The sequence below is a fragment of the Streptomyces sp. NPDC088730 genome (assembly GCF_044751215.1).
Lineage (GTDB): Bacteria > Actinomycetota > Actinomycetes > Streptomycetales > Streptomycetaceae > Streptomyces.
In genome coordinates, this window is the sequence record NZ_JBIVLK010000022.1 from 1 (window position 1) to 17,895 (window position 17,895).

At 69.0% G+C, this 17,895-nt stretch carries 19 protein-coding genes and 1 pseudogene; 6 read left to right on the forward strand and 14 right to left on the reverse strand.

Features of this window, described 5'->3' with window-relative positions:
• Positions 1–851: 851 nt before the first annotated feature.
• From ACIP89_RS34910 to ACIP89_RS34920, 3 genes are all read left to right on the forward strand, one after another.
• Complete coding sequence (locus ACIP89_RS34910) at positions 852–1,511, forward strand: hypothetical protein (RefSeq protein ID WP_402118375.1); 660 nt, start codon at positions 852–854, stop codon at positions 1,509–1,511.
• On the forward strand, positions 1,508–1,984 hold the full coding sequence (locus ACIP89_RS34915; RefSeq protein WP_402118377.1) for a hypothetical protein: 477 nt from the start codon (positions 1,508–1,510) through the stop codon (positions 1,982–1,984). The genes ACIP89_RS34910 and ACIP89_RS34915 overlap by 4 nt, the downstream gene beginning before the upstream one ends.
• A gap of 328 nt (positions 1,985–2,312) precedes the next feature.
• Entirely contained in the window at positions 2,313–2,768 is a 456-nt protein-coding gene (locus ACIP89_RS34920) for a hypothetical protein (RefSeq protein ID WP_402118379.1), read from the forward strand.
• Between the two features lie 845 nt (positions 2,769–3,613).
• Here ACIP89_RS34920 and ACIP89_RS34925 read toward each other — a convergent pair.
• The 11 genes from ACIP89_RS34925 to ACIP89_RS34975 form a co-directional block, all read right to left on the reverse strand.
• Complete coding sequence (locus ACIP89_RS34925) at positions 3,614–3,886, reverse strand: hypothetical protein (RefSeq protein WP_402118381.1); 273 nt, start codon at positions 3,884–3,886, stop codon at positions 3,614–3,616.
• Positions 3,886–4,122: a hypothetical protein gene (locus tag ACIP89_RS34930; protein WP_402118383.1), complete on the reverse strand. Its 237-nt coding sequence runs from the start codon at positions 4,120–4,122 to the stop codon at positions 3,886–3,888. Before ACIP89_RS34930 ends, ACIP89_RS34925 begins: the two co-directional genes overlap by 1 nt.
• Positions 4,123–4,464: 342 nt before the next feature.
• Positions 4,465–5,250 (reverse strand): hypothetical protein, encoded by a 786-nt coding sequence (locus tag ACIP89_RS34935; protein WP_402118385.1) that lies wholly within the window; start codon positions 5,248–5,250, stop codon positions 4,465–4,467.
• An 86-nt stretch (positions 5,251–5,336) separates the two neighbouring features.
• A complete protein-coding gene (gene tpg / locus ACIP89_RS34940; protein WP_402118387.1) occupies positions 5,337–5,927 on the reverse strand; it encodes a telomere-protecting terminal protein Tpg in 591 nt (196 codons plus the stop codon).
• 133 nt (positions 5,928–6,060) lie between these two features.
• Complete coding sequence (locus ACIP89_RS34945) at positions 6,061–6,960, reverse strand: helix-turn-helix domain-containing protein (RefSeq protein WP_402118389.1); 900 nt, start codon at positions 6,958–6,960, stop codon at positions 6,061–6,063.
• A 2-nt stretch (positions 6,961–6,962) separates the two neighbouring features.
• Positions 6,963–7,142, reverse strand: coding sequence for a hypothetical protein (locus ACIP89_RS34950; RefSeq protein ID WP_402118391.1), 180 nt, complete (start codon positions 7,140–7,142; stop codon positions 6,963–6,965).
• A 679-nt stretch (positions 7,143–7,821) separates the two neighbouring features.
• Entirely contained in the window at positions 7,822–8,379 is a 558-nt protein-coding gene (gene tpg, locus ACIP89_RS34955; protein ID WP_402118393.1) for a telomere-protecting terminal protein Tpg, read from the reverse strand.
• 15 nt (positions 8,380–8,394) lie between these two features.
• Complete coding sequence (gene tap, locus ACIP89_RS34960; protein ID WP_402118395.1) at positions 8,395–10,620, reverse strand: telomere-associated protein Tap; 2,226 nt, start codon at positions 10,618–10,620, stop codon at positions 8,395–8,397.
• Between the two features lie 595 nt (positions 10,621–11,215).
• Positions 11,216–12,016 carry a hypothetical protein gene (locus ACIP89_RS34965; protein WP_402118397.1) on the reverse strand — a complete coding sequence of 267 codons (801 nt, stop codon included), beginning with the start codon at positions 12,014–12,016 and terminating at the stop codon, positions 11,216–11,218.
• A gap of 195 nt (positions 12,017–12,211) precedes the next feature.
• Positions 12,212–12,346, reverse strand: a complete 135-nt coding sequence (locus tag ACIP89_RS34970; RefSeq protein ID WP_402118399.1) for a hypothetical protein — start codon at positions 12,344–12,346, stop codon at positions 12,212–12,214.
• Positions 12,347–12,827: 481 nt separating this feature from the next.
• The gene (locus tag ACIP89_RS34975) at positions 12,828–13,172 is read right to left on the reverse strand and encodes a hypothetical protein (protein ID WP_402118401.1); all 345 of its coding nucleotides are present in this window, start codon (positions 13,170–13,172) and stop codon (positions 12,828–12,830) included.
• Between the two features lie 195 nt (positions 13,173–13,367).
• Between ACIP89_RS34975 and ACIP89_RS34980 the strand changes: the two genes are divergently transcribed.
• Positions 13,368–14,036 carry an HNH endonuclease family protein gene (locus ACIP89_RS34980; protein ID WP_402118403.1) on the forward strand — a complete coding sequence of 223 codons (669 nt, stop codon included), beginning with the start codon at positions 13,368–13,370 and terminating at the stop codon, positions 14,034–14,036.
• Positions 14,037–14,738: 702 nt separating this feature from the next.
• Here the strand turns inward: ACIP89_RS34980 and ACIP89_RS34985 are convergent.
• The 3 genes and pseudogenes from ACIP89_RS34985 to ACIP89_RS34995 all read right to left on the reverse strand — a co-directional run.
• Positions 14,739–15,081 (reverse strand): annotated as a pseudogene (locus ACIP89_RS34985) (GNAT family N-acetyltransferase); the annotation flags it as partial.
• Between the two features lie 186 nt (positions 15,082–15,267).
• Positions 15,268–15,399: a hypothetical protein gene (locus tag ACIP89_RS34990; protein ID WP_402118405.1), complete on the reverse strand. Its 132-nt coding sequence runs from the start codon at positions 15,397–15,399 to the stop codon at positions 15,268–15,270.
• 78 nt (positions 15,400–15,477) lie between these two features.
• Complete coding sequence (locus ACIP89_RS34995) at positions 15,478–15,915, reverse strand: VOC family protein (protein WP_402118407.1); 438 nt, start codon at positions 15,913–15,915, stop codon at positions 15,478–15,480.
• A 689-nt stretch (positions 15,916–16,604) separates the two neighbouring features.
• Between ACIP89_RS34995 and ACIP89_RS35000 the strand changes: the two genes are divergently transcribed.
• Together ACIP89_RS35000 and ACIP89_RS35005 are read left to right on the forward strand one after the other, a co-directional pair.
• Positions 16,605–16,910, forward strand: coding sequence for a helix-turn-helix transcriptional regulator (locus ACIP89_RS35000; protein WP_311308059.1), 306 nt, complete (start codon positions 16,605–16,607; stop codon positions 16,908–16,910).
• Between the two features lie 276 nt (positions 16,911–17,186).
• Complete coding sequence (locus tag ACIP89_RS35005; protein ID WP_402118408.1) at positions 17,187–17,879, forward strand: TIGR02466 family protein; 693 nt, start codon at positions 17,187–17,189, stop codon at positions 17,877–17,879.
• Positions 17,880–17,895: the final 16 nt, after the last annotated feature.

Below are 17,895 nucleotides of genomic sequence, written 5' to 3' on the forward strand. Positions count from 1 at the left end.
AGGTTGATGCAGCATGTACCGTTGGCGGAACCACGGGACACCCCCCAACCACCCGAGCCAGGCGTGCTTTCTGACGTGACATCAGCCCCGGAATTCAGTGCCACCACGCACCCGGGGAATAACGAATTGGGAAGCTGCGGACCCAAGCCACCGAACGGTACCTCAGATATCGGGAAGCTCGAATTCCGGCGTGCGGAGGTACCCGAGCCGAACGGCCCCTCGGGCCGGGCGGCGGAACCGTCCACCGACACCAGCCACGCTTCCCGGCTTTTGAACGTCACGGCCGGACCACCCGAGACTCAGAGCCGCTGCTGCCATCCACGACCCGCACCGGGGTATGGCGCCGCACGCGAAGCCGCACCAGCCACGCCGGTGCCCGGCTCGCAGTCGGCCGCGCACTGCGAGAGAGCGCGCCGCAGACGGCTGCGTGTCGGTGCTTGATCACGGCCGGACGATCCGGTATCACGCGCGCACACGCTCTAGAAGGAGAACGAGATTCAGCATCGCCCCAGGTCAGCGCGTTTTGAGGTCGCTGGGAGTATCACCCGGGGGTGATAAATCGGGGGCCCAGTTATCGCCCGGGGGTTATAAAACCACGTCGGTTTGTGCACCAGGGAGACAATACGCCAGAGGGGGGCCGTGGGGCTGTTGGGCGGATTGTGCACTGGGGGGACATTCGAGGGCGCAGGCGGTCGCCGGGGTCGCTCGCGGGTTGGGAGGGGGGAGAAATCACCCCCGGGTGATAACGACACGCCGAAAGTGCAGCCGGGAGACATGAAAGTGCGCCAGGGAGACAATCGCGTATGCTGCCGTTGCCTGGCCCTACTGATCTTGAGGAGCGGACCACCGCGATGAGCGCACAGCCTCAGCAGCAGCCGCGCCGGAGGCCGGCCTCGCCCGGAGCTCCGCCGCCTCCGCCGCCCAGCGCGTTCCGGGCGCCCGGGGCGCTGCGGCGCACAAACGTGGTCAACCTGCCGGACGGCTACCGGGCCAGTGTCGAGCCGCCGGTAACCAGCGACGGCTTCCTGGGCGACGACTTCGTCATGGACAGCCAGGCGTTCCTGTGCTGGCTCTCGGACTACTACCGCGACGACATCGTCACCCTGCGGCTGATCATCCGGATGATGGGGATCCAGAAGCCCGGCGGAACCGTGGAGGCGACCCAGAGCAAGCTGGCCACCCTGCTGAAGGTCAAGCAGAGCCAGATCTCCCGGTCGCTCAAGGACACCGGCGCCCTCGGGGTGACCGCCAAGGTGAAGGCCGGCCTCTACCAGCTCCACCCGCGGCTCTCGCTGCGAGGCGGCCGGGTGCCGGTGGAGCCGAAGGCGGGTATGCGGGCACAGGGGACACTGAAGGTCGATCAGCTCTCGCTGCTGGACGCCATCGAGCACAACCCGGATCTGCCCGATGTGTTCAAGGAACTGCGGCAGCTCCCGAAGCCGGAGGAGAAGCCGCTCCGGGAGGACAAGGCGCGCGCCCAGGCCCGCGCCGAGAAGGATGGGACGTCATGACGATCGCTGTGGAGCAGGTCGGGCCGGAGTACGTCTGGACGGCCAACAACGCCCTGGTGTTCGCCCCTCGCGGCATGCCGCCGTCCGCGTACCCGGTGCTGATCCACCTCCTGGGCCGCCAAGAGCCCGGCGGCCGCCTCTTGGTCACCCACGGCACCCTCGCCACCGAGCTCGGCATCACCCGCACGAAGATCACTCGCGGCCTTCAGCACCTCGCCTTCGCCCGGATGGTGTGGAAGGAAGGAAACGGCGCCTACCGCCTCAGCCCGCTGATCGCCGGGTTCCGAACCCCAGCCGAGCAGCTCCAGGCCATCGGGGCGATGGACGACGACGACCGCTTCGACCACCCCGACTTCCAAGAGCGCTACGAGCAGCAGATCGAGGCGTACGAGGAAGAGAAGCAGGCCAAGGCCGCCGAACGGCAGAAGCGGCTGGAACCGCCCATCGACCTCGCCGCCCGCCGGCGAACCTGAGCCTCTCCCCTCACCGAAGCGGCGTTGCACCCACCGGTGCGGCGCCGCTTCTCGCGTGCGGGACACGTACGGCCGGGGCGATACATCGTTCCCCTCCGGGGAAAGCCCAGGTCAACGGCGCGCAACGGCGGGTGACGGTATCACCAGAGGAACCGTCTTGTTCTGGTTCTCCAGAACAAACTCCGCGGCCAGCAACGCCAGGCCAGCAGCCGCGTACATCGTTCCCCTGGAGGGGAAAGCCGCAGGTGCATGGTGCGTACGGGCGTTCCCGGGGTGGAGCTCCGTGTGCCGCTCGCCCGGGGGCCGGCCGTCGCGGTAGGAGTGGAGGATGACGTACGACTTCGGCCACCACTTCACCCGGGAGCTGAGCAACCGCTTCGGCCCGGACCCCGACAGCTGGCCCGCGACCGCGGAGCGGGTGACCCCGTTCCTCGCGATCGTCGTGGACGCCCTGGGCCTGGACGAGGGCCTGCGCTGGTTCGAGGCGGCCCGCGAGGCCCACCGGCGCGTGACCGAGGCGGAGCGCGACCGCAGCTACAACTTCGGCTTCGCCCACTACCTCGACATTGCGACCGGGGCGCACGAGGACGTCACCCTGCCCGTGCTGGCGGCCTTCGAGGCGCTGAAGGCCGCGTACGCCGTCGCCCGCCACGAGGACAGCGCGGACGTCGACGTGTACTTCGAGTACGCGGCGCAGGCGTGCTCACGTCTGGGCGCCGCACGCCGCGACCGCGTGCAGCAGCTGGAGCAGGGCCGGGAGAGGCGCGCGGCCGCTGCACGGTGAGGCCGGCCTTGCTGCACGAGCAGCACCCGTGTGCCGCCGGGGTCGGGCGATGCTGCACCGAGCGCGGGACGGACCGGTGCAGCACCCGGTCTTGCACCCTTCTGCTGCCCTTGCACCCTTCACCACCAGGAGCAGCAGCACGTGCAGCACAGCGGGCAGCAGACCGGAGGGTGCAAGGCGCCGGCTGGTGCCGGAGACCTTCGCCGGGAGACCGCCGGGGGCCGTGCGAGCGGGCCGGAGTCGGGCGCCGTCTTGCACCCCAATGTAGTTAGGTACTTGTAGTACCTATGTGCGGGTAGAACTCTTCCCCCCTGAGAGCGGAGCTCGCGGCCGGGGAGCGAGAACGCCAGCGCCGGAGACGAGCTGCGGGACGTCGGCCGACGCACTGCGGAGGACCCGTGGTCGCATGAAGCGCTTTACGCCGCTGTGCGGGCACGAGAGGCCCGTGATCGTCGCTCGGGAGCCCGGAACGGCTCAGAGCGCCACAGCGAGCCGCACAGCCCCGGGAAGGATCATCTGCGCCCCGGGCTGAGCGCGCCATGGCGCACCGTGCGATTACTGCGCACCCACCAGAACCGCCAACCGGACATCCGCGTCAGCGAGGTCTCGCGCGGCCTCTACCACCGGTATCTCGCCTACGGCGGGTGAGGGACAGCGCGCTCGTCATCAGGTCAGTCAGTCCTAGGTCTTCCTCTTACGCGAGCGATCCCTCACCAACCGGCGGACCCGATCCCTCACCAGACGACGGACACGCCGGTCCGCCGCGGATCGTCCTCGCGGTCGGCGCCGGCCACTTCGACGCGGGCGGGCAGTACGCGGTCGGCCTGGTCCCGGACGTCGCGGGGTCAGACCTCGATGAAGGCGATCACGACCACGGTCTTGAGCGCGGTCACCCAGTACACGAGGCGGACCCGTTCGACGTCGTCGACGTACTGGCGCAGCCGCGGCCCGGTGCTGTCGCCGGGGAGCAGCTCGCCCGCCTCGGGGTCGACGGAGACGACGACCAGGGCGCGGTCCAGGGCGTGCAGCTCGGACTCGCTGGTGATGGCGTCCAGCTGCTTGGCGGCGGAATCGGAGAACGCGATGCGGGCGCGGCGGGGGCTGTGCGGTGCGGGCATCAGGCGACGGCCGGGCGCTGGGCGGCGAGCCGGGCGAGGTGGGCCTCGCGCAGCTCCTCCCACGGCGTGCAGTCCTCCACCGCCGGGAGTCCGTTGGTGGCGATGTCCTCCAGGATGGCGGCGAGCTGGTCGGCGCTCTCGCGGGTCTTCGCCGCGTACGCGCGCAGCCCGTCGGCGGCTTCGGGCTCCAGCTGCTGCCGGGCGGCGGTAGTGGCGGGGGCCGGCTGTTCGCTCATCGAGGGCCTCCAGGGCGCGAACGGGCGTGTGCCACCACGGTATCGGCCGGGCGCGGGCCTCGGGGACCACTCGGGCGGACCCGGCCGGGAGCGGGCCGGGAGCGGCTCACATGCCGAGCGAGGACTCGACGTCGCTGATGATCTCGACCCGCCCGGGGCCGGTCCCGCTGGTCACGTTCCGTATCCGCGTCCGGCGAGGGTGTCACGCTGTCGGGTGAAGCCGAAAACTAGGGGTCGGCCCCGTGATTGCGGGCCCGAAGGTCAGCGTGACACCCCGCCGTGACAGCCGGATCAGGAGGGCGTGACACCCCAGCGTGACAGTCCGATGTGCACGCTCGGTGATCAGCGGGCGGGGTGCGCGCGAGTGAGGAGCGCGGCGAGCGCGCCGGTGGCTTCCGGCTCGGAAGTGGCGAGCCGGGCTGCGAACGGCAGCCGGTCCACGTCGGCGCCGGGGACCAGGCGGACCAAGGCGGCGAGCAGCGCGGCGTGGGCGAGGACCGGCGCGGGGAGAAGGCCGGCGGCGCCCTCGCGGGCGGCCGGGTCGCGGTAGTGCCCGCGGTGCGCGGCCAGGGCGCGGGCGAGCCAGCCGTCGACGTCGTCCTGGACGTAGCCGCCGGCTCGCCGGGTCAGCTCGTCACGTACGGCTTCGTCCCCGGCCCGGGGCTCGGTCTGCTCCAGCGTGCCGAGCTCGCGCAGCGCCTGGAGCTCGTCGGCGCGGGCCGCGACCCGCTGTGCTTCGCGCAGGTCGGCCTCCCGGGCGGCGGCGGCCGCGGCGTCGGCTTCGAGCTCCGCCCGGACTACGGAGTCGGTGTCCGGGTCGTAGACGGTGCCCGCCGGCGCGGCGGCGAGCAGCTGCTCGATGCGCTCCCACTCCGCCAGCTCGGCCGGGCCGCGGACGTCGTCAGCCAGGTCCTCGTGCCGGGACGCCTGCCGCGCGTCGAACCGCGCCTCCTCAAGGGCGGCCGCGACGGCGTCGGCGTCCATGCCCTTCGCCCGGCGCCGTACGACGCGGCGGCCGATGCGGGCCGCGTCGACCGGCTCGCGGGGCGAAGCGAGGCGCGGGGCGAGCGAGCGGTCGGTACCGCCGCCGGGCGGCCACATCCTGGTCATCTTCGGCCTCGCATTCATGGTGAGAAATCGGAGCGGGCCGCCGCCAGAGCGCTTCTGCGGCGGCCCGCCGATACGTTTTATAGCAGGCTCTTAATGCGGGCGGTTCAGAAGCGGAAAGAAATCGAGGACACCGCCGTGAAATCTGCGCGCAGTCCGTCGGCCCGTGTGCCCCATTCCGTGAAATAGGACTCGGTGATGGCCTCCGCGACGATGGGATGCAGATCCTCCTCTGTCGCACCGGCTTCCTGGAGCTCCAGGATCTGCTTCACGTAGGTGGGTGAGATGTCCGTGGTGATCTGGCGCTCGCGGCCGTCGTCCGAGCTGCCCGTGCAGGTGAATCCGAAGTACGCCGTCACCTCCACCATCATCCCCCTGGATGAGGACGCCGCCGCGCGCACCTGCGCTCTGACCTGGGGTTGCCAGTCCGATTCGGTCTCCTCCACCAGGGCCGCCTGGAGGCGCTTCTGCGGGGTCGTCAGCTTCCCGGCGCGGTAGCGCTCCACCGTCCGGCGCGAGACGCCCAAGCGCTCCGCCACGGCCTTGGTCGACCCCTTCGCCCGCGTGAGAAGGAATTTCACCTGAGCCTTTGCGGACTTCGGCGCGGGCCGGGTGAAGACAGCGCGCTCCGCCCGCGCGAGGGCCTCCAGGACCTTGCCGCGGCCCGGGGCCGGCTGCTGCTGCTTGTGATCGCTCATACCTCCAGGGACCAAAGTTCACATGTGGACAGTGGCCGGGCTGCCGCGTCGTACGCGAAGCGAGCTGTGACTGCCTGCGGCCCCGGACCAACCGGTCCGGGGCCGCAGGCAGTTCGGGGCTCGGAGGCCAGCTCTACTCACAGATGTTGCATGCCTCCATTCCTCCGGGAAAGGCCGGCGGATGGGCCGGGTGCCCGAGCGGGCAGGACTGACAGCCCCGGCGCCTGGAGACGATGTCAATGAGGCGGAGCCGGGACAGACGCTGGCATCCCCGGCATCTGACTGCCCACGGCGCGGTGGAGGAGTGCGCAAAAGGTTCCACCGGGTCCAGGCCGTAGAAGTCCAGTACGTGAAGGGCCTGCCGGCGGCCCTCCCAGCCGAGCCATCGCTTCTGGTCCTCCTTGTCCGTCTTCTTCTTGGCCAACGCCTCCTCTCGGGTTTTGGCCTTGACTCGTCCGTACGCCTCAAGCCACACCGGGAACCGGCTCTCTGGGACAAGGCAAGCAATCAGATAGGAGCGCAGCTGCTCGGGACTGCTGGGTAGTTGGCGACGGTTCTTGATGCGGTTGGCCGCGCTGCTGGACAGGTAGACGTACTGGGCGCTTGCCTCGCGAGCTCTCTCGGCCCGTGCCTTCATTTGGTGCATGGACGGCTTCCCGGCCTCCTCCCACGCCCGTTTCAGTGCGTCCACGAAGTCGTCCTCGTTTTTCAGCAGACGCACGGCCGGTGCGGGAGTCAGCGTCCGTCGCTTGTCAGGCGCGGTGATACTGGACCACAGAGACTTCGCCCGGTCCTGATTCAGGTCCAGCTGAGTGGCATATGCGCTGACGATGTGCCACTCGGGGGCGCTCCTCCCGGACTCCGCCCGCTGGACGGTGGAGGTCGATACGCCGATCGCTGTTGCAGTCTGCGCCTGGGTGAGCCCTTTGGCTGCCCGTGTCTCGCGCAGAGCCAGCGCCAGGGCGCCCAAGGCGCTGGAGGGCGCTGGCACCGGGGAGAGACGGCGGGCCTTGCGCTGCTTGGCCGTCTCCACCGCTACGCGAGGGCTGGGGCCGACAGGACGCCCGCGACACGGCGCAGCATGCCGTTGTGCGATCCCGTGGTGGCTGTGCGGGCGACGGCGGCGCCGACGAGCCCGGACCCGAAAGTGAGGGCGAGGGCGTCGGGCGACGGCATCCCCATCAGCACAAGGACAGCCGTGACGATGATGGTCACCGTGATGACTACCGCGGCTGGTCCGAACAGGCGCCCACGGACAAAGCGGGAGGTTGCGCACATGGGGGAATGGTTCCTTCCTGCAGGCCCGGCTGCGGCCGGGCGGTGAGGCGCCGATGAGGGCGCGGGCATGGCTTCACCTGTGCCGCGGGGCGGTTGGCTCGCCTGACGCGGTGACGGAAATGCTGCCAGAGGGTGACCCGCCGTCACGACCGATCAGCAGATTTTCGTCACGGCGATCTCACGGACGAAATCCAGGTTTCCTGTCCTGTCAGTGGCTGGTGGGGTGATCGGCCGGTGTTGCCGAAACGTAGGACCACAGGGACCGTCACCTCTGACCAGGCCACTTTTCTTAACGCAATGCACCTGCGCATGTACAAGGGCCGCCGTCATCCGGTTGATTGCCCATCCATTGACCACTTGCGGTTGCCTAGGCGGGCGGGGCGCTGCGACCATCAGGCCAGACCCTGCAGGACATGGCTTCACCAGCACGTTGACCAGGGGCGATCCGTGAACCATGGTTGGCTCCTGGTTCACGGTCTTGGGCCCGGCCGTTTCGGCCGGGCCCAAAGCTGTTTCCGAGCGCGTATGCCCCGCGATCGACATGCGCCCCGCGACGGCCGCATCCTCGGCTATGAACAGGGACTCGGGTAGCCATCGGGCGTTCGCGGTGCGGCTGCTACAGGTCGAACTCGAGGTGTTCGACATCGAGCATGCGGACTTCGTCCAGGCTGCTGGCGCGGCGGCCGCCGTCCTGGAAGTACACGTCCTTGAGGGCTTCGGCCGCGATCTCCCGCAGGCGGTCGTCACTGGCGCCGGCTGCTTGGGCGTCGAAGAGGCGGGCGGCGTAGACAGGCGGCAGGGCGACGGTCAGGTGCCGGATGCGGTCCTGGTCGGTGGACCCGATCGGCGCGGTGTAGCCCATGCGGGCGCGGGCGTCGATGACGATGCCGCCGGTCGTCGCCGCCTTCTGCCGGGCCTTAGACCGGATCTGCGGCTGCCACCGCTTGGTCACCTCGCGCTCCAGGCGCGCGGCGAGGTCGGCGCGTGGCTTCTTGGCCTTGCCCGCCACGTATCGCTCCACCTGCCGCTGGGACATGCCGAGCAGGTCGGCGGCGGCCTTCGTGCCGCCGAGCTGCTTGACCATGTACCGCATCTGCGGGCCCGCGGACTTGGGTGCCGGGCGGGTGAACGCCTTCTGCACCGCCTTGTCCAGGCCGTCCCCGAACATGCTCATCGGCTGTCTGCTCCCCTATTCGCCGTTGTCGGCGTCGGTGACGGTGCCGTCCTTGATGGACCGGGCGAGGTTGAGCTCCGGGGCGTTGAACCGCTCACGGACTTCCTCGCCCCACAGGACGTCCTGGGTGCCCTCGTGCTTGACCAGGCCGGGGTTGATGCCGAGCTTGAAGCCACCGGGCAGCGGCTTGCCCTCCCGGTAGGGCAGGAAGTCCAGCGGCGAGGGCCCGCTGGACGCGTAGACGACGCAGTCGGACAGGATCGCGATCGGGTACTGCCCGGTGAACGCCGCGTGCTTGACGATCTTCCGGTGGAGGTTGATCCGGGTGCGGGAGATGACCGCCGCCCGGATGTCGGGTCGCCACGTCGGGCGCTCCAGGGCACGCCACCGCTCGCCCGGCCGCCAGCCCTCGCCCCGGGGCCGCTCGCGCAGCTTGCCCAGGCCGCCCTTGACCGTCGCCTTGATCGCCGAGACGACGATTCCCAGCTCCGGGTCGCGCTCCTTGTAGCGGTCCATCGCTGTGAGGAAGTCGGCCGGGGCGAGGTCGGCGTCGACGCCGAGGTCGGCCATCGTGGCGAGGTAGGCGTCACGCAGCCGCGCGTACCAGCCGTCCAGGTAGCGGCCGTTCTCGTACCGGACCCACGCCTCGATCGGCGCGACGTCGTAGCCGAGCTCCTGGGCGTAGGCGACGGTGGGCGTCGCGTACCAGGCCGGGCCCGTGGGGCGATCGCCCTTCGGCGTGAACGGAGAGGGGAGCAGCGAGCCGTCCAGCTCCACCCACTCCTTGCCAACCTTCACCTTCGACAGGTCGACGTGGGACAGGTCGACCAGCCACGAGCCGGGCAGCTTCGGGTCGAACGCGAGGCCCTTGACGTGCGTCGGCTCGCCGAGGCCGACGTTCAGCCCGTTCGCGCCGGCGGCGAAGGCCATGTTCACGTCCAGGCCGACCAGGTAGCGCAGGGTGCACTCGGCATCGGTCATCGGCCGCGCCCAGTCGTACGCCTCCTCGAACAGCTTCTGGTCCGGTCCCCGGACGGTGAAGCGCGGCAGGTCCGCCAGGAGCGGGTGCCCGTCCGGGGCCTCGCACGGCGCGCAGTCCACCGGGTCCTTGCCCAGTGACCCGGGCGTCTTGGTCTCGGCCTGCCGCAGGACGCCGGTCTCCTCGTCCCGCACGGCGTGGGTCGGCGGGTGCAGCGCGGTCATCAGCTCCAGGCCGGTGACGGCGGTGGAGCCGCGCGGCGTCATCACCCGGGACGCGTACACGCCCAGGACGCGGGCGAGCTCCGCCGGCGGAAGCTGCGCGGCGTCGCCCCAGAACCGGGCGTCCAGCGCGTTCCACGACGGGATGCACAGCTGCACGCACTGGCGGTCCGAGCCCTTGGCCGGGCGGTAGATCCGCGCCCACGGCCCGAACCCGCGCTTGGTCAGCTTCCACTCCGCGCGCACCAGCTGCTTGACGACCTTGTGGCCCTCCGGGATCCGCCCGGCGTCCTTCTCCTCCGCCGTCAGCGCGACGGGCAGGCCGTAGCGCTCGCACGCGGCCTCGGTGAGCACGATCAGCGGGTCGGCCGGCCTTCCCGGGCCCGACAGCTTCGGCTGACCGAGCTTCGCCTCCCGGAGCGTCCAGTCGACCAGGGACGGCAGGGACTTGGCGGGCACGTCCAGGACCAGGCCGCCGGTGCAGTACGCCAGCACCTGCCCGTCCTCGACGTCGACGACCGCCAGCGGACCGTTCTCGAAGCGCGGGTCGGTGTCGCCCGCCGGGGTTCCGGCCGGGGCCGCCTTCTTCGCACCCGGACGACGCGACGTCGACGACGTCGGCCTGGTGGTGCTCGCCGGGCGGGGCACGGCGGCCGGAGCAGCGGCGACGGGAGCAGGGGCAGGGGTCTGGGTGTTCTCGGTTGCAGTCATGACCGCAGTCTCGGGGGCCGGGCCTGTGGACAGAGTCGGCGTTTCCGCCGGGGCCGGGGTGCCGGTGAACGTGGCGGGCACCGGGGCCGGGTAGAGCTCCGCGAGCTGCTTGAGCAGTCGCGCGTACGCCTCACGCTCCGGGCCGCGCGGCTCGGTCGGCTTCTTCGTCGACTCCCAGGCGGACACTGTCGCCCGCCGCACATGGAGAGCACCGGCGACATCGTCCAGCGTCAGGCCATGGGCGACCCGCAGCCGCTTGCGCTCCTCCGCCGACGGCAGAGCAGAGCGGGACGCGACCAGCGCGTCGACCGCATCGAACATCTCGGACATGGAACACCTCCTGACTCACACTCTACCTCATGAACCGTAAGATTCACGTACTTTGACCGTACGAATACCGTACGGACTCGATTTCGGGAGACGCGCGGCGGAACATGCTGATGGGGGCGGCTGTCCTGTCCCGCGTAAGTCCGGGCAGTCTCAGTTGAGTCGAGGCAGCTGCCCTGGATGCCTCGACTCAACTGAGACAGTGCAGGTCGCGGAGCCGGGCGAGCAGCCAGACTGGCCGAACTGCCTCGGGTCGAGTGAGACGTTCCGCTCAACGGCGTCTCACTCAAGTCGAGGCACCGCAGGTCGGACGGTCGCCGTGCCTCGACTTATCTGGGACCGGACAGCGGCCCCGGTGCGGGACCGCCCCCATCGGTGTTCACCGGTTCACCGGTTGCGCGGTAGCGTCATCCGGGCGTGGAGCAGGGTGCTGCGGGTGAGCTCGGTGCTCTGTTTGCGGCGACGTCTGGAGCCGCTCCTGCCGACGGGTAATCACCGCTTCGGTCGTGAAGGCAGTGGCTGGGCCGATCCGGCTTCCACGCTCCCCCGTCCGGTCTCAGTGACGGTGGCGGTCTGGCAGGCCTGTGCCCGGAGACCACTACGGGAGGGCGGGGGCACCCTCCTTGGTGTAGAGCTCCGCAATGGCGTGGCCCAGATCTTCCTGGTCGCGGAGTTCGATGTTGGCAGGGTTGGCAGCGGTCGCCAGGAGCCCGGAAAGTTGGTGAATGGCGTCCGCGACAACGGTTGCCTTCAGCCGGGCCGCCGGAAGCGGGACATCGTTTTCCTTCGATGCAGCCTGTAGGGCGGCATCGGCCTCGAACGCTTCGCGAAGGCGGACTGGCCATACCGCGGGGACGGGCCCGTCAGGCAGAGGCTGGCCGGCATGCTCAGCGCTCCTGACCTCGAAGACGTGGGACTTCTGGACGCTGAGGGATCGGTCGGCCCGTCCCTGAAGGTCGGGAAGTTGCAGAAGCCGCAGCGCGAGGGCGCGGATCTCGGTGGCGTGGTTCGTCGCCCAGGCGCGTTCCGCTCGCCGCCCCCGCTGGTCGCGGGCGAATTCGATACGGTTCTGCTGGGTCAGCCGCCGTCCCGCGAGTTCGTCCAGGTCGGTGCGCAGTTGGAGGTAGCGGCGTTCGGCGGCCTGGCGGCTGCCGAGCTCCATGGCTACGGCCAGGCGGCTCCAGGTGATCTTCCTTCTCCTGGCTGCGGAGATGACCCGCCTCTCGTCCTCCTGGAGCTTGTCGCGCAGGCAACGGAGAACGAGAACCCCGGCTAAGAGGTCGGTCTCGCTCAGTTCCTCTGTGGCGTCGAGCTCGATCAGCCTCGCGATTCTGTCGAGCTTTTCCGCGATCTCGCTGAGTTCCCCGGTGGAAGGCAGAAGGCCCGTGACGTTGGCCATCTCGCCCATCCATCCTGTCGGTTTCTGAGGTGTGGCCAAGTGCTGCCACGCGTAGCGCCTGTTGCTTTCGGCTTCAGGCCGGACGCGCTTTGTCGTCCGTTGGCTGACGCTTTTTGTCGTCTGACGGTTGACAAAAACTGGATCATCCATTGAATTACTCATGTCAATTACTCCGGGGGTAAATGAGGGTGCGGCTTATTCGCCGCTCTGGTCAATGTTCTGATGACGCGACGTGCGGCGGCGGCGCCAGGCCGCGAGCGCCGCACCGGCCCCGGCGAAGAGCGCCGCGCCGAGGAACTGAGCGCCGGCCTCGTGAAGAAGGGAGAGCATGCAGGTCAGACGCGCTGAAGGACACCGGGTCCTGTGCGTCGTTCTCCTTACTGGTCGGGTGAGCCGGGGCCTTGGGCGTGCCGTTCGGTTCGCCTATCGCGAACCTTCACCTAAAGGGCCCGCAGCAACCGGCCCCGTTCACACCTTCCCTGGGCACGATTGTGTATCGACGTCCCAGGGAGGGCGTGAGGCTTGTCATCAGACAGTCTTACCGAACCAGTCCAGCGACATGAACCCATGTTGCTATTCGCCACCCTTCGCCAGGCTTCAGGATCGCTTTCTATCGATGCAGACCCTCCACCGAGTATGCGGAATTCCTTCTTCCTTTCCTTCGGTGTATAAGCGCGAGCGGTCCCGAGTTCCGGCCGGTATCTGCCCGAGTGGTGCCGCAGATGCCCCGCCAGCTCCTCCTCGGTCAGCGCGATGCCCGTCTGCTCCGCGAACGTGATGACCGCGAACGCACGCAACTGCTGGGGGCTGGTCAAGCGGTGGTGCGCAGCGGGAGGGGCGCGTTGGGGACCAGGGCGGCGGTTCCGGCCTGCCGGGCGGCCCGTTCCGCGCGGGCCCGCCGGAGGGCGGCGGCCTCGGTGGCTGCGGCTTCACGGCGGCGCTGGAGACGGGCAGCGTTGATCGGGGCGGGCGCCTCGTCGACAGCAGCCTCCGTCTCCGGAAATGCCCTGCGGCTGAGCCGCCGGACGGCCTGGCTGTTCGGGGCGTCCCAGTCGCCCTCGAACCGCTCGCTGCGGGCACGGACCTGCTGAATGCGGTTACGCCGGGCAGCCTCCTGGGCGTGGGCCTGCTCGATCGGAGCCGGCGCATCATCCAAGACGACGAGGCCGGTCTTGGGAAACACCTTCCGGCTGAGCTCGCATCGCACAGCTCTGTCCCGCCATCGCCTCGGTGATCTTCGGGTCGATCCGCCGGGCGGGGGCGTCGGGCCGGGTACGACTTCTCACCCGGCAGGGTGACGGGGCTGCGGTTCTGCACGCGCCAGGTGTTCGCTGCCGGTACCAACAGCAACATGATCAACAAGACTGCGCGAGGCTTTGCTGCCGCCGCACTTACTCTCCTGCCCTTGTTCGCCGCGGCGCCCGCCCACGCCCAGGCGGACGTGCTCACTCTGTCCGACGGGATCCAGCGGCTCCCGCTCGCCGCCGAGTCCCGCGACGGCTACAAGCGCACGGCCTTCAAGCACTGGGTGGATGCCGACAAGGACTCATGCAACACGAGGGCAGAGGTGCTCGAAGCGGAGTCGCGCGTCCCCGTCACCCTTGAGCCGGGATGTAAGATCGTTGCTGGTGAGTGGTACTCGTACTATGACGGCATCACGCTCACCGCACCGGGCGGCCTCGACATCGACCACATGGTCCCTCTCGCTGAAGCGTGGGACTCCGGCGCCTCGCAGTGGAGCGCGGCACGGCGTGAGGCATACGCGAACGACCTCGGAGCCGAGCGGAGCCTGGTTGCGGTGACGGCGAAAACGAATCGAAGCAAGTCCGACCAGGATCCGGCGACATGGCTGCCACCCCTGGCAGACGCGCGCTGTACCTACGCCGCCGACTGGGTCTCGACGAAACTCCGGTGGGGGCTGACTGTGGACCAGCCCGAGGTTGCGGCGTTGACGGTGCTCGCCGAGACGTGCGGGCAGCAGCCTGTGCAGTACGAGCCCGTCCCCACGGACGCGAAGTAAGTCACCGCCCCCTTCAGCCACGGGCTGAAGGGGGCCGCTCTTACCACCTCGTCACGGCCCCGAGACTCGGAAGGATCGAATCTCGGGGGCCGTGAAGTGAGGCGGTCAGCTGCCGATGAGAGTGTGCAGCACCGGGGTGCTGGCACCTGCCCCCATCAGACCGGCAAGCGCCGCAGCCGCGCCGTTGCTCGCGCTGAGGTACGTCAGCACGGCTACCGCTCCTCCTACCATCACAGCCGTCAGGAGGATGAGGGCCGCGTGCGAGGTCAGGAGCGGCCCGGATCCGCTTGCCACCTGGACCTGAGGAGCTGGTTGAACTTGATTGTGTGACGACGTTGTACCGTCGTCATTGGTCGGGGTAGTCATTTCACGCCTCGTGAATTCTGTGTTCGGACTGGACACGGACCACCACGACCACGATCACCGGGGAGTCCTCCTCGTGCACCAGCCGGCCAAAGCATCGGTGCACACGAGGGCTCCCCGTCGTCGTACCCGGTAGGTCCGTGCAAGAGCCTACGCAGAACGCGCGAGCCGACCCCAACCGGACCGCCCCGCGCACACCCGCCTCAAACGGTGAAACGCCCTCTGTACTGCAGAAACTGACTAAGCGTTAAACTGTTCCCCTCGGTGGACCCCTGTCCTACCTGACAGACCTCGGAGCCATCTCGATCGTCATGATCGTCGATCTCTTCGCGGGGGCTGGTGGCCCCACGCCTTGGGCAGGAACATGTAGCTGAGCTCGGCCTCCCCGGCATCAGGACGGACGTGCCCCGGACGCTCCGCGTCCCGCCGGTCGAGCGTGACGATGCCGATCATCGCCCCTTCGTGATCGACCACGAACACGCCAGGGCACCGCCCGGGCACTTCAGGCACTGCACTCTCAAGCTCAGCACGTGGTCGGGGGCCACCGAGGTACGTCCGCACCTCTGACGAGGAGAACAGGTCGATGTACGCCACACGGTCCCGTGCCTCGGGCTCGCGGAGCACGAGCCGCTCAGTCCGCAAACGGGACAGGCGGCCAGACAACGGGTCCAAGGTCAGCCATGACAGGCAACCTACCGACTCTCCCCCGTGGCGGGAGCATCAGGCCCGACATCACGCCTTCAACCTCAGTAACTGCACCATCCGGAGAACCATTGGGGTGTGCGATCCGGTGGATATGTGAGCTCGGGAGTGGCCGCCTGACCTGGTCACGGGGCTGCGCGGGCACCGGACCAGGTCAGAGGGCGGGTCAGTTGGCGAGGCTGAAGTCGCCGCTGGTCGGCGTCGCGATCTTGTCGATTCCCGTCAGGCCGGTGAGCGTGGTGACCGGAGTGCTGCTGTCGGTGGTGGTGCCGTTCTGTACGGGGACTGGCGCGGTCAATACCTTCCGGACGGCCGGTGCACTGCCCGCTCTCCAGCGGGGTTGTCGGAGGTTCTCGCGGTCGAGAGAGTGACGCTGTCAGCCGGCCGGCTGGGGTGAGGCGACGAGTTCGATTTCGAAGTGGTCGGTGTTCTCCAGGTAGGCGGCGTACTGCTGGGGGCCGCCGGCGTGGGGGTGAGCGTCGGGGAAGAGCAGTGTCCAGCCGTTTTCCTGGGCTTTGGCGGTGAGTAGATCGACGGTGTCGGGGGTGTCGATGTGGACGGCGAGGTGGTTGAGGCCGGGGGCGAGGCGGTCGTGGTGGTACTGGGTGAGAGCGGGTGATTGCTCGAAGACGAGGTAGGTGGTGTCCAGTCGCCAGCTGCGCCCGTTGGCCCAGGTCTGGTGGAGGGTGTATCCGAGGGTTTCGAGGAGCCAGGCCCAGTCGGCGATGGCGCGGTCCAGGTTGGGGACCCAGATTTCCACGTGATGGAGTGATCCGTGTTTCGGGGCCTGTTCGTCCTGGGTGTCGCTGGGCATTCTGTCCTCCTGAATTCGGCTGCTGGTGGTCTGCGCGGGTCGGCAGCGTATACCGGATCGTGTGGTTCCGGTCTAGATGGCCAGTTCAGTCATTTAAGGCTGCAAAAGAGACGCTTCAGGGATATTCCTCGCGGGGAGGGTCATGGCGGGCAGTATGCCTTGTACGGGTGCCAGGGCACCGGCACTTCGCGTCCGGTGGCGTACCGCACAAGGCCCGAGCTGCGCCCGAGGCTGGGGGCGTTGTGCCGGTTCTGCTCTGTTCCACTGACACGGCCGCCGGCCAGGTGTGCCTCGTCCTCAAGTACGGACCTTGCGCCTGCTGGCCTTGGGCGTCCGTCCGTGCCGGGAACGGCCCGCACGGTGCGCTCCCGGTCTTGGGCCGGCGGGGCTTTGCGGCGAACGGCAGCACGGGCAGCCGTGTCTCCGAGTTGGATTTGGTCTCCGGGTGGGAGCGGGAGCGGATCCGTGTCGGCCGGGGTCCTCGCGGGCTGGGAGTCGTGTCGAACGAGGACGGTGCACATCAGTACGAGTACCTGGACGTCGTTACGGGCCCCGGCGGTGCCTGTCTCGCCGGGCTGCCTTCGTCCATACCCTGGCCGGTCTGACGCCCGCGGGCCAGGTGCCCGGCGCGCCGGACCGTTTGTGCCTTTCGCGGGAGTTGGCCAGCGGTAGCGACGGCAGGAAGAACGATGCGTGAGAGTTCCGGACCCGGGCAGGAGCCCGGCTCCCTCGGCAGTACGGCGCATGCCCGTGCACTCGATGCGCTGCTGGGGGCGACCCGGGCCATAGTGCTGCGTGCCGTCGCCCAGCGGCCGGGCAGCACGACGGGGGAGATTTCGCGGGCGACCAGGGTCGCTCCTGCGACGGCGTCTCACCACACCGGTGTGCTGCGGCAGGCCGGCCTGATCACCACGCAGCGCAGCGGGGGGAGCGTGCATCACCGGCTGGCCCCGCTGGGCGAGAGCCTTCTCGGTCAGCGGGGCCAGGACGTCTGACGCCGCGGGAACCAGGCACTTCTGGCGCCGTGCACGGTTGTCCCGGGACTGTGAGGACGTGCGGTATGTGGGGCTGGCGGGATGGTCGGTGCGGGGCAGGACGGATGGGGCAGGAGCGAAATGGCGTTGCCTCTTGCGTATTGCCGCAGGGTGTGCCGAATTCGAGCAGGATCGAATAGCTTGCGGCCCTGAAATCGTGCCTGCACACTGATGAGCGTTTCCCGCAATAGGCTTTTGCAGCAGGGCAGTTACTGATTCGAGGGGACAGTCATGTCCGTGACTGATACCGGCAGAACGGCAAATTCCCAGGCGGGCACTGCGACTATTTCGCAGATGTTCAGCACTCCGGTGGCGAGAATAGTGTGCCCTTTCGCTGCGGACATCAATGCTCTGCTCGCGGAATTGGTGGTGGAGCGGGCCGACGGGTCGGGCAAGACGTTCAGCTACAAGGCGGAGACGTCGGGCGAGCTGACCTCGTGGAGGGATCCGTCCGTGGACCGTCTGACCCGCTGGGTTGCCCGCGCGGCCCACCAGGTCGTGGAGGCCCTCACCGGCAAGACCCTGGCCGCCGCGTACACGGAGTCCCTGCACCGGGAGGCCGGCGCCGCGGCGGTGGGCGGGGAGCAGGAAACGCGGGTGGGGGTCGCGGTCTCCCGCAGCTGGGCCAGCCTCTACCGGCCGGGCGACGACCATGAGGCCCACTTCCATCCGAACACCGCTCTCGCCGCGATCTATTACGTGAGCGCCCCGAAAACGTGCGAGCTCGATCTGCTGGACCCGCGCCCGTACGTCGACTATTTCGATTCGGGTATTTCGTTCGCCGGGGACCGTCACCGCGTGCGGATCAGCTGCCTGCCCGGAGAACTCGTCATCTTTCCCGGTTGGCTCCGTCACGGCGTCCCGCCCTACACCGGCGACGGCGAGAGGATCTCGCTTTCTTGGAACCTCAACTACGCCGTCCACGGCTGAATTCCATCCGCATCAC

Bases quoted from the DNA above. Each gene is read 5' to 3' on its own strand.
- ACIP89_RS34920 (WP_402118379.1), top strand. From the start codon at position 2,313: ATGACGTACGACTTCGGCCACCACTTCACCCGGGAGCTGAGCAACCGC.
- ACIP89_RS34910 (WP_402118375.1), top strand. From the start codon at position 852: ATGAGCGCACAGCCTCAGCAGCAGCCGCGCCGGAGGCCGGCCTCGCCC.
- ACIP89_RS34935 (WP_402118385.1), bottom strand. From the start codon at position 5,250: ATGAATGCGAGGCCGAAGATGACCAGGATGTGGCCGCCCGGCGGCGGT.
- tap (WP_402118395.1), bottom strand. From the start codon at position 10,620: ATGTCCGAGATGTTCGATGCGGTCGACGCGCTGGTCGCGTCCCGCTCT.
- ACIP89_RS34915 (WP_402118377.1), top strand. From the start codon at position 1,508: ATGACGATCGCTGTGGAGCAGGTCGGGCCGGAGTACGTCTGGACGGCC.
- ACIP89_RS34965 (WP_402118397.1), bottom strand. From the start codon at position 12,016: ATGGCCAACGTCACGGGCCTTCTGCCTTCCACCGGGGAACTCAGCGAG.
- ACIP89_RS35000 (WP_311308059.1), top strand. From the start codon at position 16,605: ATGCGTGAGAGTTCCGGACCCGGGCAGGAGCCCGGCTCCCTCGGCAGT.
- tpg (WP_402118393.1), bottom strand. From the start codon at position 8,379: ATGAGCATGTTCGGGGACGGCCTGGACAAGGCGGTGCAGAAGGCGTTC.
- ACIP89_RS34970 (WP_402118399.1), bottom strand. From the start codon at position 12,346: ATGCTCTCCCTTCTTCACGAGGCCGGCGCTCAGTTCCTCGGCGCGGCG.
- ACIP89_RS34930 (WP_402118383.1), bottom strand. From the start codon at position 4,122: ATGAGCGAACAGCCGGCCCCCGCCACTACCGCCGCCCGGCAGCAGCTG.
- ACIP89_RS34995 (WP_402118407.1), bottom strand. From the start codon at position 15,915: ATGCCCAGCGACACCCAGGACGAACAGGCCCCGAAACACGGATCACTC.
- tpg (WP_402118387.1), bottom strand. From the start codon at position 5,927: ATGAGCGATCACAAGCAGCAGCAGCCGGCCCCGGGCCGCGGCAAGGTC.
- ACIP89_RS34925 (WP_402118381.1), bottom strand. From the start codon at position 3,886: ATGCCCGCACCGCACAGCCCCCGCCGCGCCCGCATCGCGTTCTCCGAT.
- ACIP89_RS34980 (WP_402118403.1), top strand. From the start codon at position 13,368: ATGATCAACAAGACTGCGCGAGGCTTTGCTGCCGCCGCACTTACTCTC.